Raw genomic sequence first — 25429 nt, 5'->3', positions numbered from 1 at the left:
GCGACAGCACCGAAAAGTCCGCAAACTCCGCAACACCTCAGCCGGCTCCGAGCCCACGCCGTAACGCAACGGCGAGCTGGTCCATCGCCTGGCCACCGAGCGGCTCGTCGTCGGCGTCGACGACGTAGAACACGTTGTCGGCCTGCGGCCCGATGGAGGTGGCATGGGCCGAGCGAATCGTGTGCCCCTGCGCCGCAATCACCCGGCAGCACTGCCACAGCAGGCCGCGCGCGTCGTCGGCGCGTACCTCGACCAGGCTCGAGGTGGCGGACTGGTCTCGCAGCACGGTGACGACGGGCACCGGGCGGGCCGGGTCGGTGACGTACGCAAGGCGCTCGGCGATATCGACCTGACCGTCGAGCACTCGCCGCAGCAAGGGTTCGAGTCTGCTCACATCGACCTCGTCGCCCACGACCTCCCACAGCGACGACGCGGCCTCGTCGCCTCCGGTACGCACCGAGCGCACGCGTAGCCCGGCGAGCGCGACGCCGGCCGCGAGATCGGACAGCAGACCCGGACGGTCCTGCGCGACGATCGACAACAATGCGCCGGTGTGGTGCTCGACGCGGCGTACGACGACCGAGCGTCCGTCGAGGGCGACCGGCTCGAACTCCCAGCCCGAGTAGTCCTCCGGGTCGGGCGACGTGACACCCGAATGTAGCCATTCATGCGTCTTCTCGACGAGTCCGCGTACGAGTCCGGCCCGCCATTTCGTCCACGCGGTCGGTCCGGTGGCCGTCGCATCCGCCTCCGTCAGAGCGGCAAGCAGGTCGAGGGTGTCACGGTCGCCGACGATGTCGGCGATGGTCTCGGCCGTCGCGGGGTCCTCGATATCGCGTCGGGTCGCTGCGGTCGGCAATAGCAGGTGCCGGCGTACGAGGACGGCGATCCGATCGGCGTCGGCCGCCTCGAACCCCCACCGCATGGCGATCTCGCGGGCCATCGGCGCACCGACGACGCTGTGGTCGCCCGCGCGCCCCTTGCCGATGTCGTGCAACAGCGCCGCGACGACGAGAAGATCGGGCCGCCGCACTCTGCGTACGAGGCGCGACGCGTTCACCGCGGTCTGCAGGCTGTGCCGGTCGATGGTGTACGTGTGGACGGGCGACGTCGACCCGCGCAGCCGGATCTCGGACCACTCCGGCAGCCACCGGTCGACGACGCCGGCGATGTCGAGCTCCTCCCACACCGAGACGAGCTCCGAGCCGCTCGCCAGCAGCTCGACCATCAGATCGCGGGTCGTACGCGGCCACGGAGTCTCGGGCGCCGCTCCGTCACGCGCGCAACGTGCCGCGACGCTGGGCGCGAGGATCCGCCCGCGACTCGCCGCCTCCACCGCGGCGCGCAGCGGAAGCTCCGCGTCGTACGCCGGTCGCGCGTCACGGGTGAGCACGACCTCGCGGTCGAGCAACCCGACGCCTCGCGCCACCGTCGTGATCTTCGGCCCGGTCGGCGACCGGGTGCGCCTGGCATGCGGGTGGAGTACGTCGTCGATACGCCGCCACGCCAGCTGCGCCAGATGCGCAGTGCGCCAACCCAGCTCGCGTAGGTGCAGATCGAGCTCGGCGGGTCGAAGGCCGAGCGCCTCGGCCACCTCGGCGAGCAGCTCATTGCTGAGCCGGTCGGTACGGCGGCCGGTCACCTCGTGCAGAGCGTCGCGTACGTCGAGGAGCGCCCGTCGCAGCGGCTCGGCCTGGTGACGGGGTACCTCGACGAGCCAGGTCGAGACCAGCGCGCGCATCACGACACCGTCGCGGAGCCCGCCGCCGGAGTCCTTCAGGTCGGGTACTGCCGCATGGGCGAGCCAGCCTGCCCGCGCGATGCGCTCATCGCAGGCACTGCGCAGCTCGGGCAGCCGCGTACGCGCGTTGCGGCGCCAGCTCGCGAGCACCGCCGAACGCAGCGACTGCACCATCGAGATATCGCCCGCAACACCGCGGGCGTCGAGCATGCCGGTGGCCGTACGTACATCGACCGCGGCCGCGTCGAGCATGGCGGTCGAGCTGCGTACTGCGTGGTCGAGCAGCACCGCGTCGTCCCACAGTGGGTACCAAATCCGCTCGGCGAGCTCTGCGACGGTCGCCGCCGACATACCCGGATCGTGCAGTAGCACGACGTCGACATCACTCGCCGGCGACAGCTCGGAGCGCCCGTAGCCGCCGACGGCGACGAGCGCCAGACCGCAGCCGTTCGAAGGCGACAGCCCGACGCCCGACGCAGCGGACTCGAACAACCCGCGCAACCGCGCATCCATCTGCAGTGCCCGGTCGACCCGGGCTGCGGCACGCTCGGGTCGCTCGTCGAGCAATGCGATTAGAGCGCCTCTCCGTCGACCTCGCCGGTGCGTACGCGGACAACCGACTCCAGCGGCGAGACCCAGATCTTGCCGTCGCCGATCTTGCCGGACTGCGCCGACTTCACGACGACGTTGACGACATCGGTCTCCTCGCCGTCTTCGACCACGATCTCGACCCGGAGCTTCGGCACCAGAGCGACGTCGTACTCCGCGCCGCGGTAGACCTCGGTGTGGCCCTTCTGCCGGCCGTAGCCGCTTGCCTCGGTGACGGTCATCCCGCTGACGCCGAACGTCTCCAACGCCTCGCGTACGTCGTCCCACTTGTGCGGTTTGATGACTGCTGTCACGAGCTTCATACGATCGCTCCCTCGGATGCTCGTTTCGTCACTTTAGCCGACGGACCTGACACGCTCCGTGACCCGGAGGTGCTGACGAAGTCGTACGCGGACTCGCCGTGCTCGCTCACGTCGATGCCTTCCAGCTCGTCGTCGGCAGTGATCCGCCAGCCCATCGTCAGCTTCAGAGCGCCCCCGACGACGAGCGTCACGAGCGCAGAGAACGCGATCGCGACGGCCGCGATGATCGCCTGAACGGCGAGCTGACGGGCGCCGTCGCCGTAGAGCAGCCCGCCGTCGAGGGCAAGGAAGCCGATGCCGATCGTCCCGACCAACCCGCCGACGAGGTGTACGCCGACGACGTCGAGCGAGTCGTCGTACCCGAAGCGGTACTTGAGTCCGACGGCGAGCGCGCAGAGCACGCCGGCGGCAAGACCGAGCACGATCGAGCCGACCGGGCTGAGGCTGCCGCACGCGGGTGTGATCGCAACGAGACCTGCGACGACGCCGGACGCCGCGCCGAGGCTGGTCGCTTTGCCGTCGCGCAGCTTCTCCAGCAACAGCCAACCGAGCATCGCGGCCGACGTGCAGACAGTTGTGTTGACCCAGACCAGGCCGGTTTCGCCGACGAAGTTCGCCGCGAACGCGTCTCCGCTCTCCGACGGTACGAATGAGCCCACGTTGAACCCGAACCACCCGAACCACAGCAGACCGGCGCCGAGCATCGTCAGCGGCAGGTTGTGCGGGCGCATCGGTTCGCGACCGAATCCTCGTCGTACGCCGATGAGCAGCGCGAGCACGAGACCGGCGACTCCGGCGTTGATGTGTACGACCGTCCCGCCCGCGTAGTCGATCGGTGCGGCGATGTCGGCGAACGGTCCGTCGGCGCTGAGCAGCCCACCTCCCCAGACCATGTGCGCCAGTGGGAAGTACGCGAACGTCACCCACGCCGCGGCGAACACCAGCCAGGTGGAGAACCTCGCGCGGTCGGCGATCGCGCCGCTGATCAGCGCAGTGGTGATGATCGCGAACGTCACCTGGAACGCGATCGAGATGTAGTCGCCGTCTGCGACCCCGTCGAGGCCGAACAGCTCGAAGGGATTGGCGAACAGACCGCCGACGTCCTGCGATCCGTACGACATCGACCAGCCCCACAGCACGTACACCACCGGGACGACGGCGAGTACGCCGAACGACATCATCATCATGTTGAGCACGGACTTCGCCCGCGTCATCCCCCCGTAGAACAGGGCAAGCCCAGGCGTCATCAACAGGACGAGCGCCGCAGACGTGAGCACCCACGCGGCATGGCCGGTATCCATGGAACCTCCGATAGGTCGAATCCGAATCGTTGGCCGGCGAACCGCGCTGTCCGGATCGGCATGCGCCTCATCGTGGGGCGTCGGCGTTTCGGCTGGTGTCCACGGATGTTTCGATCGCGTGACGGCTCGGCTCCCGCGTTTCGCACCAGTTTCGTGGCGCGCGGTCGCTCGGCCGGGCGCAACAGGGTTGCCCTGACCTGCTTGACTGGCCCGGGACGACAGGGAGGTCTGCATGATTCGATTCGGCTCGTCGGTACGTACGCTGGCGACGTCTTGCGCCCTGGTCACCGGCCTTGCCGGATTGACCGCGTGCACGGGCTCGGACGATCCGGACCCGAAGCCGGCCGCCGAGGATCTTGCGACCGCGATCTCCGACGGCGACGTGGGCGACCTCACCTTCGAGGGAAGCTCGGGCAAGGATGCCCAGTCGCAGTACGAGGAGGTGCTCTCCGGTATGGGCGACTACCTCCCCGAGGTCAGCGTCGACGAGGTGAGCGAGGACGGCGACGTCGCCTCGGCATCGCTCGATGTCACGTGGAAGCTCGGCAAATCCGGATCGAGTTCGGAGTGGGCGTACAAGACCGAGGCGAGCCTGCGACGCGCCGGCGATGAGTGGGTGCCCGAATGGGACCCGACGGTGCTCGCCGACCTCGAGGACGGCGAGCATCTGAGCCTCACCGGCGAGACCGCGAAGCGAGGCGACATCCTCGATCGCAAGAAACAGCCGATCGTCAAGGAGCGCCCCGTCGTCCGCATGGGCATCGACAAGACCCAGGTGAAACCAGCGAAGGTCCCGTCGTCGGCCCGCAAGCTCGCGAGACTGCTCGACATCAACGTGTCCGACTACGTCGCCGAGGCGAAAGCGGCCGGCCCCGAGGCGTTCGTCGAAGCGATCGTGCTGCGCAAACCGGACGCCGGCGACGTCGACCCGGACGCGTACGACAGCATCAAGGGTGCCGCGCAGATCGCTGACACGATGTCGCTCGCGCCGACGAGCGACTTCGCCGAGCCGCTCCTCGGCACGGTTGGCGAAGCCACCGCGGAGCTGATCAAGGATTCCGACGGCGAGCTCGCACCGGGCGACATCACCGGGCTGTCCGGGTTGCAGCAGCGTTACGACGAGCAGCTGCGCGGTAAACAAGGGCTTCTCGTCGAAGCCGTACGCAAATCGGGCAAGGAACGCAAGCTCTTCTCGACCAAGCCCGCCAACGGCAAACCGCTGCGTACGACTCTCGATCTCGACCTGCAAGGTGTCGCCGAGAAGTCGCTGAGCGGCGTGAAGTCACCGAGCGGTCTGGTGGCGATCCAGCCGTCGACGGGCGACATCCTCGCCGCGGCCAGCGGCCCGGGTAGCGAGGGATATTCCACCGCGACCGTCGGGCAGTACGCTCCCGGGTCGACGTTCAAGATCGTCACCAGCTTGGCCATGCTGCGCAACGGCTACTCCCCCGGCGACATGCTCGACTGCTCGCCGACGGTCTCGGTCGAGGGCAAATCCTTCAAGAACTACGACGACTACCCGACGTCGTCGCTCGGCAAGATCCCCATGCGTACGGCGATCGCGCAGTCGTGCAATACGGCGCTGATCCACGAGCAGGCCAAGGTGCCGCAGTCGGCGTTGACCGACGCCGCGGCCTCACTCGGCCTCGGTGAGGACCACGACACGGGATTCTCCAGCTACTTCGGCTCCGTACCTGCCAAGGCGCCGACGACCGAGCACGCGGCGTCGATGATCGGTCAGGGCAAGGTCCAGGCGTCGCCCATGGCGATGGCGGTCGTCGCGGCCTCCGTCGCGGGCGGCGAGACCGTCGTACCCAATCTGGTCGAGACGCACGAGGCCGAGAAGGCGTCGCCCGACGCCGAGCTGAAGAAGTCCGAGGCGAAGGCGCTGCGCAAGCTGATGCTCGGCGTCGTACGCGATGGCAGCGGGGCGTTCCTGTCGTCGGTGCCGGGCCCGCCCGTCGGCGCCAAGACCGGCACCGCGGAGTACGGCGACGCCACGCGTACGCATGCCTGGATGATTGCGTTCCAGGGCGATCTTGCGGTCGCGGTGTTCGTGGAGAACGGCGAGTCCGGATCGGGTACGGCCGGCCCGATCCTCGAGCAGTTCCTCCGCCAGTCCCGCTGACAGCACCACGCTGACACGCGAGAAGTTTCGCCCTGAGACGTGAGTTCTGGATAGCGATACTCACGTCTCGGCGAGGTGATTGTCACGTGTCAGCGTGGTGCTTCTCGCGTGTCAGCGTCAGTCGAGGAGCGCGTCGACGAAGTCCTCGGGTACGAACGGCGCCAGATCGTCGGCGCCCTCGCCGAGGCCGACCAGCTTGACAGGTACGCCGAGCTCACGTTGTACCGCGATCACGATGCCGCCCTTAGCGGTGCCGTCGAGCTTGGTGAGTACGACGCCCGTGACGTCGACGACCTCGGAGAACACCCGTGCCTGCACCAGGCCGTTCTGCCCGGTCGTCGCGTCGATCACCAGCAGCACCTCGGTGACCGGTGCCTGCTTCTCGATCACCCGCTTGACCTTGCCGAGCTCGTCCATCAGACCGGACTTGGTGTGCAGCCGACCGGCTGTGTCGACGAGAACGGTGTCGACCGCCTCGTCGGTGCCGCGCTTGACCGCCTCGAACGCCACGCTGGCGGGGTCACCGCCCTCGGGTCCGCGTACGGTCTCGCAGCCGACGCGCTCTCCCCAGGTCTGCAGCTGATCGGCCGCGGCGGCGCGGAAGGTGTCGGCGGCGGCCAGGAGCACGCTCTTGTCGTCGGCAACCAGCACTCGTGCGATACGCCCGACCGTTGTGGTCTTGCCGGTGCCGTTGACACCGACGACGAGGGCAACGCCCGGTGCGCCATCCGTGCCGGTTGCGTTGAGCGAGCGGTCCAGCGACGGGTCGACCAGCTTCACGAGCTCTTCGCGGAGCACCTCGCGGGCCTGCTCGGGATCATCGACACCGTCGACACGTAGGCGTGTACGCAGGTGCTCGACCAGCTCCTGCGTCGGCTCGACTCCGACATCGGCGGCGATCAGGGTGTCTTCGATCTCGTCCCAGGTGTCGTCGTCCAGCTTGTCGCGCGAGAGCAGCGCGAGCAGGCCACGCCCGAGAGAGCCCTGCGAACGCGCCAGCCGGGCACGCAGCCGCTGCAGCCGTCCGGCGGCGGGCTCGGGCTTCTCGATCTCCGGCGCCGCCGTGGACGCCGCGGGCTCCTCGACCTCGACCGCCTCGGCCGCATCATCGTCGGCCGGCGGCTTCTCGACGGGAGGAGCCGTACGCTCCGCCGGCGGAGCCGCAGGACCACCACGGCCGCGTACGTAGAGCAGAGCGCCGATCGCGACGACGAGCAGTACGACGGCGATCAGGACGTAGAGCAAAGCGGAGTCAATCACAACCGGAGAGCCTATCGGCCCACCGGTGAGCGAGCCTCCCCCGTACCTACTCGGGAACAATCCGCGCTAGTTGCACGTTACAACTATTGGTCGACCGGTAGGCGATCGGCCTCTGAGGAATTGGAGGTTGTCATGAGATCCTGGGTCCGATGGCAGGACTGGGTCGCGCTCATCGTCGGCGCGTACCTCGCCCTGGCGACCATCTGGGTGGATACCACCAACGGCGCGATGGCAACGATGATCGTGGTTGGTGCGTTACTTTTCCTTGCTTCGCTGTGGTCATTGGCCATGCCGAAGTCGATGAGCATGAGCAGCGAGTCGGCCCATGTCGTGCTCGGCGTGCTCGCGTTCATCTCTCCGTGGGTGATCGGCTTCTCCGATCTCGGCGGAGCGTCCTGGACGTCCTGGGTCGTCGGCGTGATCGCCGTCGTCGTGGGACTGTCTGCACTACCCGAGATCAGACAGCACGCGGCGCCGACGACGCAGTGAGTTGTCCCGAGAAATGCAAAGGGTCCCCGGCAGCCGCCGGGGACCCTTTGTAGTACGTCGCTGGGATCAGCCCTGGAGGGTCTTCGCCCAGTCGGGGTTCTCCTTCAGCCACTCACTGACGGCCTTCGACGGGTCGTCCTTGTACTTGTTCGCGACCAGATCTTCCAGCGAACCATACTGCTCGTCGTTCATCTTGGCCTTGCCGATCATGTCGGCGACCTCAGGATAATCATCGCTGAAGCCTGTTCGAGCTAGGACGTGCAGCCCCTCCGGCTCGCCCAGCGCGCCCTTCGGATCCTCCAGGTCCTTGACCGGGAAAGCGGTGTTGGCCCAGAACGGCCGCCACAGCGTGACGAGGAGGTCCTCCTTGGCGTCAGTAGCCTTCTTCAACTCGGCCAGCATCGCGGTCGTCGATGAGGTTTGCAACTCGTAGTCGTCCTCCAGGCCGTACTCCGGCATCACGCTGTCCTTGACGACACCGGTCAGACCCGCTCCCGCCTCGATGCCCGTGATCGTACCGTCGAACATGTCGGCATTGTCCGCGAGCTCGTCGATCGAGTCGATATCGGTGTACTCGGGGACAGCCAGGGTGAGCTTCGCGTTGTCGTACCAGGTGGCGAGGTCCTCCATATCATCCTGGTACTGGTCCCAGTACTTCTTCTGCGTCACTTCGGGCCACCCGGAGGCCATCATGTCGATATCGCCCTTGGCGACGGCGGCGTACATCGGACCGTTGTCCGGAATCGACTTGATCTCGACGTTGTAGCCGTCCTCCTCGAGGAGGTCCTTCCACATGTAGCCCATCGAGGTGTAGTCGGTCCACCCTTCGATGATGCCGACGGTGAGGTCCTTGTCACCGCTGCCGCCGCCGGAGCCGCCGCTATCACTGTCATCGTCACCGCACGCGGCGAGCGCTACGCCGAGGCCGAGCGCCATCACGGCTGCGACGACTCTCCTCCGCACGTTCGTCTTCTTCATCGGTCGTCCCTTCTCGTTCGTGCAGCTCACCCGCACGGCGTCATCCGTCCCCACACCATCGTCTCTCGTCGTGAGGACGGTCCGTTGTATCTTCATCCGATCGTTGCGGGCCGAGACCCGATTGTTGTGGAGCGCTGGCGTCATACCCGCGCAGGTTCCGAGTGCTCCGGCTCGGACGCGTCGCCTCCAGGCCCGGTCTCGGGACGCCCGCGAAAGCGCTCGCGCAGAGCCCGGAGGCGACCTCCGCCCGTCGAAGAGTTGCCGGCGGCCGCCGTAACCCGATCGAGGAAGATCGCGAGGATGACGACTGAGAAACCTGCCTCGAACCCGAGCCCTATCTGGATCTGGGTGATCGCGGCGATGACCTCGCCGCCGAGACCCTCTGCACCAACGAAGCCCGCCATGACGGCCATCGACAGCGCCAGCATGATCACCTGGTTGACGCCGGCCATGACCGTCGGCATCGCAAGAGGCAACTGGACCTCCCGCAAAATCTGACGTGGGGTGGCACCGAACGCGTGCCCTGCCTCGACGACCTCGGAGTCGACCTGCCGAATGCCGAGCTCGGTGAGGCGAACCCCAGGCGGTAGCGCGAAGATGACCGTCGCAACGATGCCCGCGGGGATGCCGATGCTGAACAGCACTACGGCCGGAATGAGCCAGAACATGGCCGGCATGGTCTGCATCAGGTCCAAGATCGGCCGAATCGCGCTGCTGAACCCGTCCCAGCGCGCAGCCATGATCCCGAGCGGGATGCCGATCACCAGGCATATCACTGCGGCGACGCCGATCAACGCGAGTGTGTTCATGGCGTTGTCCCACTGCTCCATCGAGATGATCAGCGCCATCCCGAGGAAGGTGCCGATGCCCAGCCTCCAGTCGCGGGCCAGCCACGCCAGCAGAGCAAACACTGCCGCCATGATCAGTGGTTCAGGCACCGTGAGTAGGTCAATGAGAGCCTCAACGAGGCTCTCGACCCGATCCGAGACCCAACCGAGTGCGTCGCCGAAATGCTCGGTGATCCAGTCGTTCGCGTCTTCGACCCACTCACCTACGGGAATGCGGGGTACGCCGTCGACCTTCTCGTCCCACCATGCCGCGACCGTACTCATCACTGCTCACTTCCCGTACTTGCAAGCTCGGGCGCGTGGTCACCGTTCGACGGGCCGACGCTGCCGAGCGCACTCAGCAGCGTCACCCGGGCGATCACGCCGAGCAGTCGTTGGTCATCGTCGACGACAGCGAGCGGCGCAGTCGACTCGGCGGAGGCCGAGAACAAGTCCGCGACAGCCGTGTCGGGCGGCACCGTCGCCGCTTCTTCCATCACGCCGGCGAGATCGTTACGGCCCGCAGACACGCCGTCGGCAGCCGCCGACTCCGTGACGACTCCGCGCAACTTCCGCGATGCGTCGACGACCATCACCGCCGACAGCTGGTTCTCACGAATGAGCTTGTGCGCCGCACGGGGCCCCTGCTCGGGCCCGATGACGGCAACCGGCTTCTCCATCACCGACTCGGCGGTGAGTACGCGCGTACGGTCGACGTCTTGGATGAACTGCGCGACGTAGTCGGTCGCGGGGTCGTTCAGGATGTCTTCGGCAGTGCCCTGCTGGACGATCCGGCCGTCGCGCATCATCGCGATCCGGTCACCGAGCCGCATGGCCTCGTTGAGGTCGTGGGTGATGAACAGAATCGTCTTGTCCAGCTTGTCTTGCAGCTCCACCAGCTGGTCTTGCATCTCGCGGCGGATGAGCGGGTCGAGGGCGCTGAACGCCTCGTCCATCAGCATCACCTCGGTCTCGGCCGCGAGCGCCCGCGCCAAGCCGACGCGCTGCCGCATGCCGCCCGACAACTCACCGGGAAGGTAGCCGCCCCAACCGCCGAGGCCGACCATCTCGAGTGCTTCCTCGGCCTTGCGTTCGCGATCGGCGCGGTTGATGCCGCGGACCTTCAGCCCGTATGCGGCGTTATCGCCGACGGTGCGGTGCGGCAGCAGTGCGAAGTGCTGGAAGACCATGCTGATCTTCTCGCGACGTACCTCTCGTACGCCGGCGGGATTCAGCTTCGTGAGATCGTCACCCGCGACCTCCACGGTGCCCGCGGTGGGCTCCCAGAGTCCGTTGGCCATCCGGATCAGCGTGGACTTACCGGATCCGGATAGTCCCATGACGACGAAGATCTCGCCGCGCTCCACCTTGAACGACGCATCGATCACGGCCGCGGTGAGCCCCTCCTCACGCAGCTTGTCGCGATCCTCGCCCTTCTCGAGACGTTGAATCGCTCGCTGTGGTCGACGTCCAAACACCTTGTAGACGTCGGCGAACTCGATCAGTGACACGCTCCCGGTCACACACCTTCCGGTGGCAGCGAGCGCCGGCCCGGACACCGGTGCCCTCGGCAACGACACCGCAACGCACCGCTCTTCGGCGTCCGCATCCCGGGAATGTCGCAGCCAGCAACCTAACACTCAGGCGGTCCTCCAGACTCGGCATCCCCGAAAGCCTGCCCAGACGTGTCTGGATCGTGACCAACCGGCGTACCGGGTTGAGCAGGACGCAACAGCGCGAGTCAGCGACCAACGACGCCGCTTGCGGCGAGGTCGTGCAGCGTCGCGAGTGCATCGGCCATGATCGGCTGCCGACCGCTGCCGCGCCGCACGCTGGTGAGCACGTGGCGGGCAGGAGTCGGGTCGCCACGCAGAGGTACGCGCGCAATGCGGTAGTCGTCAGGCAGACGCGCGAGCCGCGGCACCAGCGCAACCCCGAGCCTGGCCGCGACGAGCGCAGCGCCGGTGTCCCACTCGGCCGACTGATGCGCCTCGGCGGGCGAGAAACCTGCAGCCGCACAGGCGGTGAGCACCAGCTGCCTGTGTGGTCGTCCGGGACGGTCCAGGATCCACGGCTCATCGGCAGCATCGCTGAGCAGGATCGACTCCTCGCGCGCCAACGGATGGTCCGCCGATACGAGCAGGTCGAGCGGATCGTCGAACAACGACTGCTGCTCGAAGCGCGGGTCCGATCGAGCGGGCAACGACGGAGTCGCAACGACGACAGCGATGTCGGCCTTGTCGGCCACCAGCAGGTCGAAGCACTCTTGGGGATCGGCCTCGATGATGTGCACGGTGCAACGCGGAAAGCGTTCCATGACATGCAATGCGAGGTCGGGCAGCAACGCGGCCGCCGCCGTCGAGAAACCGCACAAGCGAAGCGTTCCGGCACGCTCTTCATCGACCGCAGCAAGCTCCCCGCGAATCTCCTCCCACTGCGCGTACAGGTCATCGACATGCGACACGAGGATGCGCGCCGCAGGAGTCAGGCGTACGCCGCGGCCGTCCTGCTCGAGCAGCGTCACCCCGAGGTCGTGCGCGAGGCTGCGGAGCTGATGCGACACCGCCGACGGCGTGTAGTCGAGAGCGGCCGCCGCGGCCGTGACTGTGCCCTCCGAAGCGAGCACCCGGAGGACATGCAGCCGCCGATCGATCATGCGATCATTTTGCACAGATATATCGATAAACGTTTGCTTATCGTTCGGAATCACCGCGCTCACACTGACTTCATGAGCCCAAAGCCTGAAGCAGCCACTTCAACAGCAGACCAAGCCGGCCTGGTCGTATCGGCCGACGAGCATCCGTTGATCTATCTCTCGGACCCCAACGCAGAAGCCTGGATCGCGGCCGGCGGCGACCCGCGCGACCAGGGCCGCATGGTCGACCTCTTCTCTCGCGAGGTGACCGGAGCGACCGAACTCATGGTCGGGCTCGCCTGGTTCGAGCCGGGAGACATCCACCTGCTCCATCACCATCCGTACGGCGACGAGTGGTACTACGTGATCGCCGGGTCCGCCGTGTTCACCGTCGGCGACGAGCAGGTCAGAGGGACGCCGGGCACCGGCCTCTACATCCCTGCTGGCACGCGCCACCGGATTCACAACGACCGTTCCGCGACCCTGCAGATCGCCTGGGGTTTCAACCGACCGAGCCTGCAGGACGTCGGCATCGTCTGGGACGAGTAGCGGCACCGCAGATCATGCAATCGGCTTGCATGGTTTCATTGACTAACGTTTGCTTTTCTTCAGGAGTAATCCCGCTCACACTGATGCCATGCGCTCCATGGACCCGCTCCTCGAGCCGTACGAGCTCAAGGACCTGACGCTTCGCAACCGCGTCGTGAGTACGTCGCACGAGCCCGCGTACGCCGAGGACGGGCTGCCCAAGGACCGCTACCGCCTGTACCACCGGGAGAAGGCACGTGGGGGCGTCGGACTGACGATGATCGGTGGCTCCGCCGTGGTCTCGCCCGACAGCCCCCCGGCGTTCGGCAACCTGCTGCTGTATCGCGACGAGATCGTGCCGTGGCTGCGCAGACTCGCCGACGACGTACACGAGCACGGCGCCGCGGTGATGTGTCAGGTCACCCATCTGGGCAGGCGTACGAGCAACTACGCCGGCGACTGGCTACCTGTCGTCTACCCGTCACCGCTGCGCGAGCCCGCCCATCGGGCGTTCCCCAAAGTCGCAGAGCGCTGGGACCTCGACCGCATCGTCGCTCACTACGCGGAGGCGGCCGTGCGATGCCGCGACGGTGGGCTCGACGGCATCGAGATCCAGTCGTACGGGCACCTGCACGATGCGTTCCTGTCGCCGTCGACCAACCTCCGAACGGACGAATTGGCCGGCGACCTCGAACACCGGATGTCCTTTCCGCGACGGGTGATCCAGGCAGTACGCGCGGCCGTCGGACCCGACTTCATCGTTGGCATCCGGATGTCGATGGACGAGGACCGACCCGACGGACTCGTACTCGACGACACCGTCGCCGCACTCGAGGCGTACGCCGCCGACGGCGTCGACTTCCTCAGCATCATCAAGGGGACGATCGAGAGCGACGCAACGCTCAGCAAGGTGATTCCGTCGATGGGCACGCCGTCCGCGCCGTTCCTCGACTTCGCCGGTGAGGTACGCCGAGCGGTGAGAATCCCGGTCATGCACGCGTCCCGGATCTCCGATGTGGCGACCGCCCGGCACGCGATCCGCGACGGTCTGCTCGACCTCGTCGGCATGACGAGGGCCCAACTCGCCGACCCGTACCTCGTCTCGAAACTCGCGTCGGGCGATGAGGATCGCATCCGCCCATGCGTCGGTGCGAACTACTGCCTCGACGCCATCTACGAGTCGGGCGACGCGAAATGCATCCACAACCCCGCGACAGGTCGCGAGCAGACACTCACGCACGTCATCGAAGCAACCAGATCCCAAGCACGCAAGGCGGTTGTGGTCGGCGCTGGGCCGGCGGGACTCGAGGCTGCGCGCGTACTGGGTGAACGCGGTCATCACGTCGTCGTACTCGAAGCGGCAGACGTACCGGGCGGTCAGGTGCGGCTCGCATCGTCGTCACCGCGTCGACGCGACCTCATCGGCATCGTCGACTGGCGCATCGACGAGGCGAAGCACGCCGGCGTCGAGTTCCGGTACGGCGTGTACGCAGACGTCGCAGACGTACGCGCCGAGCAGCCCGATCTCGTCGTCATCGCGACCGGCGGCCTACCCAACCGGGACTTCCTCTCCACCGGACAAGACCTGGTGCTCGATACCTGGGACATCATGGATGGATCCGTACGCTCCGGCGGAACGGTCCTTGTATACGACGACAACGGCGCCGAGCCCGCGCTCGATGCGACCGAAATGCTCCTACACGGTGGCGCGCACGTCGAGTACGTCACGCCCGAACGTATGGTCGCTCCCCTCGTCGGCAGCATGAACTCCCCCGCGTACCTGCGTGCGTTCGACGAGTACGGCGTCACGGTCACGCTCGCCTACCGGCTCATCGCCGTGAGCCGCCGAGGCGACGGCCGGTTGGCCGTCACGTTGTGCAACGAGTACACCGGCGCGACGGCCGAGCGGATCGCCGACCGCGTCGTCGTCGAGCACGGCACGCTCGCCAACGACGAGCTGTACTTCGACCTCGTCGGCGGGTCGACGAACCTCGGCGAGGTCGATCACCAGGCGCTGCTGCAAGGGCAGCCGCAGGCCGTCAACACCAACCCCGACGGCACGTACCAGTTGTTCCGCATCGGCGATGCGGTCGCCAGCCGCAACATCCACGCAGCCATCTATGACGCGCTGCGGCTCTGTCTCGCAACCTGACTTCGCAAAGGAGGCCGTCCATGACCACGTTCGCGGACCCGACGCCCGTCACCTCGACCGCACGGCTCGTCGAGAGCCGAGTCCCCGGCAGGGCGCTGGAGGCGCCCTTCTACACCAGCGATGACTTCTTCGACCTGGACATCAAGGCGATCTTCGCGCGGCAGTGGCTGTTCGTCGCCAGTACCGCCGAGGTGCCCGAGCCCGGTGACTATCTGACCATCGACATCGGTCCGTACCCGGTCATGGTCATCCGCGACGACGATGGAGAGGTACGCGCACTTCACAACGTGTGCAGGCATCGTGGCGCCCGCGTACTCACCGAGCCAACCGGCTCGACCGGCAACATCGTCTGCGGCTACCACCAGTGGACGTACGCACCCGACGGCACCCTGCTGCACGCGGGTCAGCAGGCGCCCGACTTCGACCGGAGCTGCTTCGCACTCAAGTCCGTTCACACCCGTGTCGTCGGCGGACTGATCTTCATCTGCCTCGCGCAGGAACCGCCGGCCGACTTCGCGGAGGTCGCCGGGCGGACGCTGCCGTACCTCGCACCACATCAGCTGCACCGCACCAAGGTGGCCGCTCAGACCGACACCATCGAGGACGCCAACTGGAAGCTGGTGATGGAGAACAACCGCGAGTGCTACCACTGCGAAGCCGGGCACCCCGAGCTGATGTGCACCTTCTTCCCGACGTACGGCTACGCCGAGGACGAGATCCCGAAGCGGTTGCTGCCTGCGCATGCGCGGTATCTCCAAGCGCAGGCCGACCTCGAGGCGGCCTGCGAACAGCGCGGCATGCCGTACGAGGCGATCGAGGAGATCAGCGGCCGGCAGTCGGCGTTCCGCATCCAACGCGAGCCTCTCGACGGGGCAGGCGAGTCGTACACGCTCGACGGCAGCGCGGCATCTCGCAAGCTGCTCGGCGATCTCGACATCACTCGGCTCGGGCGCTGCAGTCTGCACCACCAGCCGAACTTCTGGTCGCACTTCCTTTCCGACCACGCCGTGACGTCGATGGCGATCCCGCTCAGCGCCGAACGCACTCTCGTACGTACGACCTGGTTGGTGCACGAGGACGCGGTCGAAGGTGTCGACTACGACGTCGACAACCTGACCGCGGTCTGGATCCGCACCAACGAGCAGGACGCCGAGCTGGTCGTACGCGCGCAGACCGGCGTTCGGAGCCCCGCGTACGAGCCGGGGCCGTACGCGCCGAACGAGTACCAGGTCGACGCGTTCTGCGACTGGTACATCACCGAGGTCGGGAGGTACCTGCACTCATGACCGAGATACTCACGCGCACCCCCGCCGTCGACCTCGGAGTCGACCTCGGGGTCGACGAGATAGCCCAGCCGCTGCGGTGTACGCGGATCGACGACATCACCCACGACGTAAGGAGCTTCACGTTCTCGCTGCCGCGACCGCTGCGCTTCGACGCCGGCCAGTACTTGACGCTCGTCGTCGATGTCGACGGCCAGACGCTCGAACGCTGCTACACCATCTCGTCACCGCCGACTCGACCCGATGCGGTCACGATCACCGTCAAACGCGTACCCGGCGGACCGGTTTCGAACTGGCTGCACGACAACCTCGGCGTCGACGACTGGGTAGACGTACGCGGGCCGCTCGGGGTGTTCTCGACCGCCAACCATGCCGCACCTCGCTACCTGTTCCTCTCTGCCGGAAGCGGCATCACACCGCTGATGTCGATGACGCGCGCGATGTACGACCGGGGCGATCGTTCCGACGTGGTGTTCTTGCACAACGCGCGCACCCCGGTCGACATCGTCTTCCGCGATGAACTCGAAACGCTTGCACGCGAAGCGTTTCTGTCCGTCACAGCGATCTGCGAGGGCGACGCGTCGACCGAGCTGTGGAACGGACCACGCGGGCGACTCGACCTGCCGCTGTTACTTCGCCTCGTACCCGACCTGCACGAGCGGGAGGTCTTCACGTGCGGGCCTCCCCCGTACATGGAGGCGGTGCGCGAGCTGCTTCGTACGGCTGGTGTGGACCCGGAGCGCTGTCACGAGGAGAGCTTCACGATCGCTGAGTCGCCAACGCCGGCAGCTCAAACCGCCGCCGGATCTGCGACCGGCCATACGATCGAGCTGCGCCGCAGCGGTCGTACGGTCACCTGCGACGGCGGCTCGACGATCCTCGATGCCGTGTCTGGCGCAGGTGTCGTCGTACCGACGTCTTGCGGCGAAGGCGTCTGCGGCACCTGTAAGCAGTCCATGCTCGAAGGCGAGGTCGATATGCAGCACGCGGGCGGCATCCGTCCGCGGGAGATCGCCGACGGCAAGATCCTGCTCTGCTGCTCCAAGCCGCTCAGCGATCTGGTCATCGACGTCTGACCGGTCACCGCGGGTCAGGGCTTCGCGCGCAGCAGGCTGTTGCCGTCAGCGTCGACGATGTCGATGGCGGTGATCTCACCGGGGGCGAGGTCGGTGCTGCCGGTCAACGCGACGTCCTGACCGGGGCGTACCTTCCACACCGCGACCTGCTGGCGGCTGCCGTCTGCGTCGGCGACCACGAGCTTGTACGAGCGCTCCTCGTACCCGGTGCCCGCGTCGTAGGTGCAGTCGATGTCGATGCGCGTACCCCAGTCGACGGCGTTCAGGTCACCGCTCGCGTGCACGGGACTCTCGACGAGCTGCTTGAACGCCAATGCAGACACGCTGGAGCCACTCGGCCCGTCGTCCGAATCGTCGGAGACCGTCACCGCGACGCCCACCACGACCATGAGCACCGCGGCCGCACCGGCGATCAGGCCTCGTACGAGCCAGTTCCGCCGACGACGCTCCTTCTCGCGGATAGCAAGCATTCGCGGCAGCAACGTGTCCGGAAGGGGCGGCGCCGGCCAGTCATCGGCAAGCGGATCGGCATGCGCCATGATGCCGGGCATTCCGGCGAGCTCGCGCACGGACCGGGCGCAGCGGTCGCAGCTCTCGAGGTGGCGTTCGAAGTCACGCCGGTCACCGGGCGACAATGCGCCGAGCACGTACGCCGCGTCGTACTGCTCGAACGGGTCGCTCGACTGTGCGTACGGGTCGGTCATGACGTCACCCCCATCTCCGCGAGTACGAGACGCAACGCCCGTAACGCATAGTGGGTACGTGACTTGACCGTGCCTTCCGGGATGCCGAGGCGGTCGGCAGCGGCACGCGTCGACTGCCCTCGGTAGTAGCACTCCAGCAGTACGGCGCGGTGGTCGGCGCTGAGCCGGCCCAGCGCCTCCTCGACGAGCCATCCGTCGAGCAGCCCGTCGGTGTTGTCGGGCGTCGCACGTTCGGGTACGTCTGCCTCGACCACCTCTCGCATCCGTGACGACTTGCGCCAGCCGTCGATCATGACCCGGTGCGCGACGGAGTAGAGCCACGCCCGCGGCGACCCCTGCTCGGGGTCGAGGGTGTCGATGTGGCGCCAGGCCCGCAGCAGGGTCTCCTGTACGACGTCCTCGGCGGCCGCTGCGTCGCCGCGCGTGCCTCGCAGCGCGAACGCCCACAGCGCCGCGCCGTACTCGTCGTGCAAGGACCGCAGCATCTCGGCCTGAGCGTCTGGCATCGGCACCTCCACCACCTTCTACGCTGCGGACGCGGATCTGGTTCGATTTCGAGGAAATGTTGTTTCCCATTGAACTATCCGTGGGCGCAGGTCGTAGTCACAGACGTCACCAACGGAGAGGAAGGCAGATGACCGTCAGTCATCCCATCACCCGGCGCAACGCCATCGGCATCGGCGGCGGCGCGGTCGGCGCGGCAGTGCTCGCCGCGTGCGGCGGCAGCTCAGACGGCGAGTCCGACGGCGGCTCCGGGGGTTCGACGACTACCGGCGATGCGCCGAAACCGAAGTCGGGTGAGTCGATCGCAAAGGTCAGCGACGTGCCGGTCGGAGGGTCGACGCAGGCCGATGTGAACGGCGAGGCGATCCTTCTGTCGCAGCCCACGAAGGGCGAGGTCGTGGCGTTCAGCTCGGTCTGCACGCATCAGGGCTGCGCGGTGAAGCCCGACGGAGCGGAGCTGCACTGCCCATGTCACAACTCGATCTTCGATGCCGCCACCGGTCAGGTGAAGTCGGGTCCCGCGCCGGAGCCGCTCGCGAAGGTGTCGGTCAAGGTCCAGGGCAACGAGATCGTGGCGACGTAGCATTATGGGACCCGTCGAGATCAACGGACTGCCCGCGCACGTACTGCTGGTGCATCTGACGATCGTGCTCATCCCTACGGCAGCCTTGTGTGTCGTGTTGTCGGCGTGGTGGCCCCGTGCTCGTCGATGGCTCGGTGTGCTGACGCCGATCGCGTGCCTCGCCGCCCTTGCGATGGTGCCCGTCACCACGAACGCCGGTGATTGGCTGCGCGATCAGCTCGGCGGTGGCACGCCACTGGTCACCCGCCACGAGGAGCTCGGAAACCTGATGCTGGGCTGGTCCATCGCGGTCGCGATCGCGGGCGTCGGCCAGTGGGCGTGGCATCGGTGGTACGCGGACCGTGCCGCCGGCACTCGCGCCGAACGCCGACCCGAGCCGGTCGGTGCAGTCGGGTCCACTGCCGAAGGCGGCGAGCGGCTCGACCTCGGCAACGGGCGTACGACGGTCGGTGCTCGGGTGACCGTCGTCAGCGTCGTGATCGGGCTGATCGCCAGCGCCGCTGCGGTCGGGTCGGTGGTGCACGTCGTTCGGGTTGGCGACTCGGGCGCCCGAGCAGTCTGGGACGGCACCGTCTCGACCGACTGACCGACTCCTCACCGCCTGAGCAGTGCCGTTTCGCCTCTCACGACGTGAGACAGCTGCGTCGTCGGGCGATGGGTGATGAGCAGGATCGAGCGTTCGGTGGCCAGTGCGAGAAGGTCGGCGAGCAGCGCGTCACCGGTCTCCTCATCGAGTTGCTCGGTGGGCTCGTCGAGGATCAGCACCCGGTGGTCTCCGAGCAGCAGCCGCGCCAGTCCGAGTCGCTGGCGCTCGCCGCCGGACAGCCGGGCGCCGTTCTCCCCGACCGCGGTGTCGAGACCGGCGGGAAGCGTACGTACGAACTCGCCCAGGCCGGCGTCGTCCAGTGCGGTCCAGAGCCTCTCGTCGCCGGCATCCGCGCGGGCGATTCGCAGGTTCTCCCGGATGGAGGTGTCGAAGACGTGTTCGTCCTGCCCGAGCATGCCCACGACGCCGCGCACCTGGTCGCCCGTCAACGACTCGATGTCGACTCCGCCGATACGTACCTTTCCCGCACTCGGCTCGAGGAACTTCAGCAGTACGGCGGCGAGCGTCGACTTGCCGCTGCCGCTCGGCCCGGTCACGGTCACGACGCCGCCTTCGGGCAGGTCGAGGGCGACGTTCTGCAGTACCAGCGGGCCGTTCGGCCAGGCCGCCGCGAGACCACGAACCTCGACGGCATGCCCGGCCGGTCGCGCTTCCTCGGTCGGATCGGTGACCGGTAGCGGCGACCGGCCGAGCTGATCGAGCCGCTCGCGCGCACCCGCGACCCGAGCACGGGTCTGGCTCATCTCCGCCAGCCCGTCGAGCGGATCCAGCAGCGCCACCGGTGCCAGCGCAATGACGGCGAGCAACACGGGTGCGAGCGTCCCGTTCTCGACCGCAGGGACGCCCAGCCAGAGCATCGCCCCGACCGCGGCTCCGAGCACGACCAGGACGACCGCTGAGCCGAGGCCTTCGAGCCACGCGCATTTCCGTTCGGTCCGTCGCAGCCGGGCATCGATCACGTCGATCCGATCGCGAACGAGTGGAGTTGCCTCGTACGCAACCAGATCGGGCGCCGCGTACACCGTCTCCGCAGCCGCGGCCGCGAGGTCTCCGCGTAGCGGGGCGACCTGCGATGCGGTCCGCTCACCCGCGATCCGTACGAGCGCGGGCACACCTGCGACGAGGATCGTCGCCGACCCGACCAGAACCAAGCCCGCCGGTGGCAGCAGCACGGCGACGAGGACCGTGGTTCCGGCGGCCGCGGTCGACGTGACCAGCCAGGGCAGACGTACGCGCAGGAGGGAGTCCTGGAGGGAGTCGACGTCGCCGACGACTCTTGCGACGAGGTCGCCGCGGCGTCGGTCGCCGAGCCCGGCGGGCGCACGACGCTCGAGCTGCTCGTACACCGCGATCCGGACTTTCGTCAGCGTACGAAGGGCTCCGTCATGTGTCAGCAGACGTTCGGCGTACCGCAAGGCGCCTCGGGCGACCCCGAACGCGCGTACGCCGACGATCGCGACCATCAGGTAGAGCACCGGCGGTTGCTCGGCCGCCCGCGAGATCAACCACCCCGAGGTGAGCAGGAGACCGATCGCAGACCAGCTCGCGAGCACGCCGAGCGCCCCGCCGAGGACGAGCTGGCGGTTCATGCAGGCACCGCCTTTCTGCCCGGCGTCACCGTTCGGTCGGCGGCCTCGATGAGTGCGGCCCGATGGGCGACGACGAGGGTGGTGATGTTTGCGTTGCGGAGCGCCGTGATGACCTCGCGTTCGGCTGCGATGTCGAGCCCGGCGGTCGGCTCGTCGAGCAACAGCAGGTCGGCATCCGCATTGCGCACGCGCAGCAAGGCGCGGGCGACCGCGACGCGACGCCGCTCCCCCGCGGAGAGGTCGGCGCCGCGTTCGGCGACCTGCCGGTCGAGCTGCAACGTGGCGGCTGCGGCATCGTCGAGAGCCGCGCGTACGTCTGCGTCGGTTGCCGGCGTCGCCAGTCGTACGTTGTCGGCCACCGTGCCGGCGATGAGCGCCGGATGCTGCGGCACCCAGGCGATCCGTGACCGCAGCTTCGCGGGATCGCTCGTCCGTACCCCGTCCGCGATGATGTCGCCGTCGCTCGGTGTGACGAAGCCCAGCAGTACCGACAGCAGAGTGGACTTGCCACAGCCCGACGGCCCGATGAGCGCAACGAACTCCCCCGGCGCGACCGACAGCTCGGTCGCCGGGAGGGCGTCGGCGTCGCGGTCGGGGTAGCGCACGCGTACGTGGTGGAGCTCGATTCGGGGTCCCGTTTTGTAGCTATGCGTGATAGCTCCAATAGGTTCGTATCTCTCACGCAGGGATACAAAGTCGCGGGCAGAATCGGGAGCCCCATCACGAGCGCCGTCGAGCAGTACGAACGCATCCCGCGCGGCCGCAGCACCCTCGGCGCTGTCGTGGAAGTGCGCACCCACCTGGCGTACGGGCAGGAACGCCTCCGGCGCCAGCAGCAGTACGAAGAGCGCCGTCTGCAGCGGCAGCCCGCCGTCGAGTACGCGTAGTCCGACCCCGACGGCGACCAGAGCCACCGAGATGGTCGCGCACAGCTCGAGTACGAACGACGACAGGAAGGCCAGCCGGAGCGCGCGCATCGTCTCGCGCCGGTGCCGTTCGCCGGTCGTACGGAGCCCGTCGGACTGGCCGGCGGCACGGCCGAACACCTTCAACACCGTCAACCCGTCGAGCACGTCGGCGAAGTGGTGGGTGAGCCGCTTCAGCGCGTCCCATCGCCGTTCGGTCTTCTCCCGCGTGAGCCAACCGACGAGCACCATGAACACCACGATCAGCGGCAGGGTCGCCAGCACGGTGACGGCCGACAGCACATCCGCCCACAGCATCGCCGCGCATACGGTCGCCGGCACCGTCAGCGCGAGCACGAGCTGCGGCAAGTACTTCGCGAAGTACGCGTCGAGCGCGTCGAGTCCGTGTCCGAGCAAGGCGATCACCCGCCCCGACTCGTACGCTCCGCGCGACCCGCCCGCGAGCAGTGCATCGACGATCTCGCGCCGAAGCCCCGACTTGACCGCCGACGCCGCGCGTACCGCCGCGACCCGATGCGCCCAGCCGATGAGCGCCCGACCGCCGAAGCAAACCACGACTGCGACCACGACGGCGGCGACCCCGCCCGACCAACCGTCGCCGTCGAACCCGCGAGCGACCGCACTGGACAGGAACCACGCCTGCGCGACGATCACACCGGCCGTGAGCGTACCGAGCACGACCGCGGCGACGAGGTGCCGGCGGACCGGCGCCGACCGTCGCACGAGCTCCGGGTCGAGTGGCTTCATCACGACGCCTCCGGGATGTGGTGTGTGCCGATTCGCTTGCGGAACACCCAGTACGACCATCCCTGGTACAGCATCACCAACGGTACGAAGACGATCGCCGACCACGACATGATCCGCAGTGTGTACGGAGTCGCGGCCGCGTTCGTCGTCGTCAGTGAGTACGCGCCGTCCAGAGACGACGTCATCACGTCGGGGAACAACGCGACGAACAGCAGCACCACCGTCAGCGCGATGGCGACCGCCGTACCGGCGAACGCCCAACCGTCCCGACCGACCGACGCCGCGAGAAGTCCGAGCAGCAAGGCCATTGCGGCGACGAACGCGATCGGTGCAGTACGTGCGACGTCGGCGTCGGCGACCGTCCACGCCAGGAAGCCGACGTCGAGCAGGACGGCGACAACACCGGTCCGCAGACCCGCCCGGTGCGCACGTACCCGGATGTCACCGGTCGTCTTCAGGGCGATGAACATCGCGCCGTGCGTCAAGAACAAGACGACCATCGCGAGTCCGCCGAGCAGGGCGTGCGGGTTGAGCAGGTCGAACAGACTCCCGACGTACTCGTGCTCGGCGTCGATCGGCACACCGCGCACGATGTTCGACAGCGCGACTCCCCAGAGGAACGCGGGTACCAGCGATCCCCCGACGATGCACCGGTCCCATCGCCGCCGCCACGCCGGATCGTCACGTTTGCCGCGGTACTCCAGCGCAGTCGCCCGCAGTATCAGGGCGACGAGGATCGCGAACAACGGCAGGTAGAAGCCCGAGAACAGGGTCGCGTACCACTCCGGGAACGCCGCGAACATCGCGCCGCCCGCGACGATGAGCCAGACCTCGTTGCCGTCCCAGACCGGGCCGATCGTGTTGAGTACGACCCGCCGCTCGGTGTCGTTGCGGCCGAGGATCGGCATCCACATCCCGACGCCGAAGTCGAATCCCTCGAGCACGAGGTAGCCGACCCAGAGGAACGCAATCGCAGCGAACCAGATCGTAGTGAGTTCCATCTTTGTCTCCTTCGGTCCGGCTCAGTACGCGAAGCTCAGCGGCGCGTCGGTGTCGTCGCCCGGCTCCGGTGGCGCTTCGTCGGGCAGGCCCTTGCCGATGTAGGTGAGCAGCAGTCGCACCTCGATCACCGCGAGTACGAGGTAGAGCAGGCAGAACCCGATCAGTGAGGTCGCGACCTCGCCGACTGTCGTACCCGGCGACACCCCGGACGCGGTCGGCAGGAGCCCGAACACCAACCAGGGTTGGCGTCCCATCTCGGTGAAGATCCAGCCGAAGGCATTCGCCGCGAGCGGCAGCAGCGGCAGTGCGATGGCCGACCACACGAGCCATCGTGACCTCGGCGTACGACCGCGTCGGATCGACCACAGCATCAGTGCGGCCACCGCTGCCGCGAGCCCGCCCGCCGTGATCATCATCCGGAACGTCCAGTACGTGACCGGGATGTTCGGGCTGTAGTCGCCGGGCCCGTACGTCTGCTCGTACTCCCGCTGCAGCGAGTCGATGCCCCGCACCTCGCCGTTGAAGTCGCCGGTGCCGAGGAACGACAGCAGATAGGGCACCTTGACCGAGTAGATCTCCTCTGATCCGTCGAGGCTCCCGAGGGTGAACAGCGAGAACGGCGCCGGCTGTTCGTCCTCGTACAACCCTTCGGCCGCGGCCATCTTCATCGGCTGCACTTCGGTCATGACCTTGCCTTGGGTGTCGCCGGTGACGGCGGTGCCGATACCGGCGACGATGACCGTGATCGCGCCGAGCTTCAGTGCGGTACGAAACGCGTCGTGGTCTTTCGTTCGCCGCACGAGGTGCCACATCGCGACGGCGGCGACGAACGCGCCGCCCACCATGAACGCCGCGAAGATGGTGTGCGGCAGCGTGATGAGCACGACCTTGTTGGTCATGATTGCCACGAAGTCGGTGAGCTCGGCTCGGCCACGCTCGGCGTTGTAGGTGAACCCGACGGGGTTCTGCATGAACGAGTTAGCGGCCAGGATGAAGTACGCGGAGAAGACCGTGCCGATTGCAGCGATCCAGATACAGGCGAGATGGATGCGTTTGGGGAGGCGGTCCCAGCCGAAGATCCACAGGCCGAGGAAGGTCGACTCGAGGAAGAACGCCAGCAGCCCTTCGAGGGCAAGTGGCGCGCCGAACACATCACCGACGAAGCGCGAGTAGTCGCTCCAGTTCATCCCGAACTGGAACTCCTGCACGATGCCGGTGACGATGCCCATCGCGAAGTTGATCAGGAACAGCTTGCCGAAGAACTTGGTCAGCCGAAGGTAACGCTCCTGACCGGTACGCACCCACGCGGTCTGCAGGCCCGCGACGAGCCCGGACAACCCGATCGTCATGGGCACGAAGAAGTAGTGGAACACCGTGGTGGCGCCGAACTGCAGTCGCGCCAGGTCGAGTACGTCCATGCTCGTCCTATCTACTACGTGCTGTCGTACTAACTACGGT

21 protein-coding genes and 1 pseudogene are annotated in these 25429 nt (G+C 67.4%); 8 read left to right on the top strand and 14 right to left on the bottom strand.

The genetic code is table 11. The annotated features are described in order from the left end of the window. Positions 1-37: 37 nt before the first annotated feature. From MU582_07780 to MU582_07770, 3 genes are read right to left on the bottom strand one after another with little or no spacing between them, the layout of a single operon-like run. Positions 38-2308 carry a [protein-PII] uridylyltransferase gene (locus MU582_07780; protein UPK76520.1) on the bottom strand — a complete coding sequence of 757 codons (2271 nt, stop codon included), beginning with the start codon at positions 2306-2308 and terminating at the stop codon, positions 38-40. 5 nt (positions 2309-2313) lie between these two features. Beyond that, complete coding sequence (locus tag MU582_07775) at positions 2314-2652, bottom strand: P-II family nitrogen regulator (protein ID UPK76519.1); 339 nt, start codon at positions 2650-2652, stop codon at positions 2314-2316. Then, a complete protein-coding gene (locus tag MU582_07770; protein ID UPK76518.1) occupies positions 2649-3953 on the bottom strand; it encodes an ammonium transporter in 1305 nt (434 codons plus the stop codon). Before MU582_07770 ends, MU582_07775 begins: the two co-directional genes overlap by 4 nt. 232 nt (positions 3954-4185) lie before the next feature. On the opposite strand from MU582_07770, the gene MU582_07765 reads away from it, so the two are divergent. Then, the gene (locus MU582_07765; GenBank protein UPK76517.1) at positions 4186-6081 is read left to right on the top strand and encodes a penicillin-binding protein; all 1896 of its coding nucleotides are present in this window, start codon (positions 4186-4188) and stop codon (positions 6079-6081) included. A gap of 117 nt (positions 6082-6198) precedes the next feature. Here the strand turns inward: MU582_07765 and ftsY are convergent, their stop codons facing one another. Beyond that, positions 6199-7338 carry a signal recognition particle-docking protein FtsY gene (ftsY, locus tag MU582_07760; GenBank protein UPK77134.1) on the bottom strand — a complete coding sequence of 380 codons (1140 nt, stop codon included), beginning with the start codon at positions 7336-7338 and terminating at the stop codon, positions 6199-6201. A gap of 135 nt (positions 7339-7473) precedes the next feature. Between ftsY and MU582_07755 the strand changes: the two genes are divergently transcribed. Continuing rightward, positions 7474-7830, top strand: a complete 357-nt coding sequence (locus MU582_07755) for an SPW repeat protein (protein ID UPK76516.1) — start codon at positions 7474-7476, stop codon at positions 7828-7830. Positions 7831-7896: 66 nt separating this feature from the next. On the opposite strand, the gene MU582_07750 is transcribed toward MU582_07755, so the two are convergent. The 4 genes and pseudogenes from MU582_07750 to MU582_07735 all read right to left on the bottom strand — a co-directional run bounded on the left by MU582_07750 (position 7897) and on the right by MU582_07735 (position 12291). Next, a complete protein-coding gene (locus tag MU582_07750; GenBank protein ID UPK76515.1) occupies positions 7897-8808 on the bottom strand; it encodes a glycine betaine ABC transporter substrate-binding protein in 912 nt (303 codons plus the stop codon). Positions 8809-9080: 272 nt separating this feature from the next. Further along, positions 9081-9755 (bottom strand): annotated as a pseudogene (locus tag MU582_07745) (ABC transporter permease subunit). A 164-nt stretch (positions 9756-9919) separates the two neighbouring features. Continuing rightward, on the bottom strand, positions 9920-11146 hold the full coding sequence (locus tag MU582_07740; GenBank protein UPK76514.1) for a glycine betaine/L-proline ABC transporter ATP-binding protein: 1227 nt from the start codon (positions 11144-11146) through the stop codon (positions 9920-9922). A gap of 230 nt (positions 11147-11376) precedes the next feature. Beyond that, the gene (locus MU582_07735; protein UPK76513.1) at positions 11377-12291 is read right to left on the bottom strand and encodes a LysR family transcriptional regulator; all 915 of its coding nucleotides are present in this window, start codon (positions 12289-12291) and stop codon (positions 11377-11379) included. 72 nt (positions 12292-12363) lie between these two features. Between MU582_07735 and MU582_07730 the strand changes: the two genes are divergently transcribed. The 4 genes from MU582_07730 to MU582_07715 all read left to right on the top strand — a co-directional run bounded on the left by MU582_07730 (position 12364) and on the right by MU582_07715 (position 17309). After that, positions 12364-12819 carry a cupin domain-containing protein gene (locus tag MU582_07730; GenBank protein UPK76512.1) on the top strand — a complete coding sequence of 152 codons (456 nt, stop codon included), beginning with the start codon at positions 12364-12366 and terminating at the stop codon, positions 12817-12819. Positions 12820-12907: 88 nt separating this feature from the next. After that, positions 12908-14950, top strand: coding sequence for an NADH:flavin oxidoreductase (locus tag MU582_07725; protein ID UPK76511.1), 2043 nt, complete (start codon positions 12908-12910; stop codon positions 14948-14950). A gap of 20 nt (positions 14951-14970) precedes the next feature. Then, positions 14971-16236, top strand: a complete 1266-nt coding sequence (locus tag MU582_07720; GenBank protein ID UPK76510.1) for an aromatic ring-hydroxylating dioxygenase subunit alpha — start codon at positions 14971-14973, stop codon at positions 16234-16236. Then, entirely contained in the window at positions 16233-17309 is a 1077-nt protein-coding gene (locus tag MU582_07715; protein UPK76509.1) for a hybrid-cluster NAD(P)-dependent oxidoreductase, read from the top strand. Before MU582_07720 ends, MU582_07715 begins: the two co-directional genes overlap by 4 nt. A 14-nt stretch (positions 17310-17323) precedes the next feature. On the opposite strand, the gene MU582_07710 is transcribed toward MU582_07715, so the two are convergent. Next, positions 17324-18013 carry a zf-HC2 domain-containing protein gene (locus tag MU582_07710; GenBank protein UPK76508.1) on the bottom strand — a complete coding sequence of 230 codons (690 nt, stop codon included), beginning with the start codon at positions 18011-18013 and terminating at the stop codon, positions 17324-17326. Next, positions 18010-18519 (bottom strand): sigma-70 family RNA polymerase sigma factor, encoded by a 510-nt coding sequence (locus MU582_07705; protein ID UPK76507.1) that lies wholly within the window; start codon positions 18517-18519, stop codon positions 18010-18012. The genes MU582_07710 and MU582_07705 overlap by 4 nt, the downstream gene beginning before the upstream one ends. Positions 18520-18647: 128 nt before the next feature. Here MU582_07705 and MU582_07700 point away from each other — a divergent pair, with 128 nt between their 5' ends. Continuing rightward, positions 18648-19100, top strand: a complete 453-nt coding sequence (locus MU582_07700) for a Rieske (2Fe-2S) protein (GenBank protein UPK76506.1) — start codon at positions 18648-18650, stop codon at positions 19098-19100. A gap of 4 nt (positions 19101-19104) precedes the next feature. After that, the gene (locus MU582_07695; GenBank protein ID UPK76505.1) at positions 19105-19686 is read left to right on the top strand and encodes a hypothetical protein; all 582 of its coding nucleotides are present in this window, start codon (positions 19105-19107) and stop codon (positions 19684-19686) included. Between the two features lie 8 nt (positions 19687-19694). On the opposite strand, the gene cydC is transcribed toward MU582_07695, so the two are convergent. From cydC to MU582_07675, 4 genes are read right to left on the bottom strand one after another with little or no spacing between them, the layout of a single operon-like run. Continuing rightward, a complete protein-coding gene (cydC, locus tag MU582_07690; protein ID UPK76504.1) occupies positions 19695-21296 on the bottom strand; it encodes a thiol reductant ABC exporter subunit CydC in 1602 nt (533 codons plus the stop codon). Beyond that, positions 21293-22969, bottom strand: a complete 1677-nt coding sequence (gene cydD / locus MU582_07685; protein ID UPK77133.1) for a thiol reductant ABC exporter subunit CydD — start codon at positions 22967-22969, stop codon at positions 21293-21295. Before cydD ends, cydC begins: the two co-directional genes overlap by 4 nt. Further along, positions 22969-23970 (bottom strand): cytochrome d ubiquinol oxidase subunit II, encoded by a 1002-nt coding sequence (gene cydB / locus MU582_07680; GenBank protein UPK76503.1) that lies wholly within the window; start codon positions 23968-23970, stop codon positions 22969-22971. Before cydB ends, cydD begins: the two co-directional genes overlap by 1 nt. Before the next feature lie 21 nt (positions 23971-23991). Further along, the gene (locus MU582_07675) at positions 23992-25389 is read right to left on the bottom strand and encodes a cytochrome ubiquinol oxidase subunit I (protein UPK76502.1); all 1398 of its coding nucleotides are present in this window, start codon (positions 25387-25389) and stop codon (positions 23992-23994) included. Positions 25390-25429 lie beyond the last annotated feature (40 nt).

The sequence above is a fragment of the Nocardioidaceae bacterium SCSIO 66511 genome, assembly GCA_023100825.1.
In the GTDB taxonomy this organism is placed as follows: Bacteria; Actinomycetota; Actinomycetes; order Propionibacteriales; family Nocardioidaceae; genus Solicola.
Note: the sequence above shows the minus strand (reverse complement) of the source record. Positions and strands in the feature narration are given on the sequence as shown.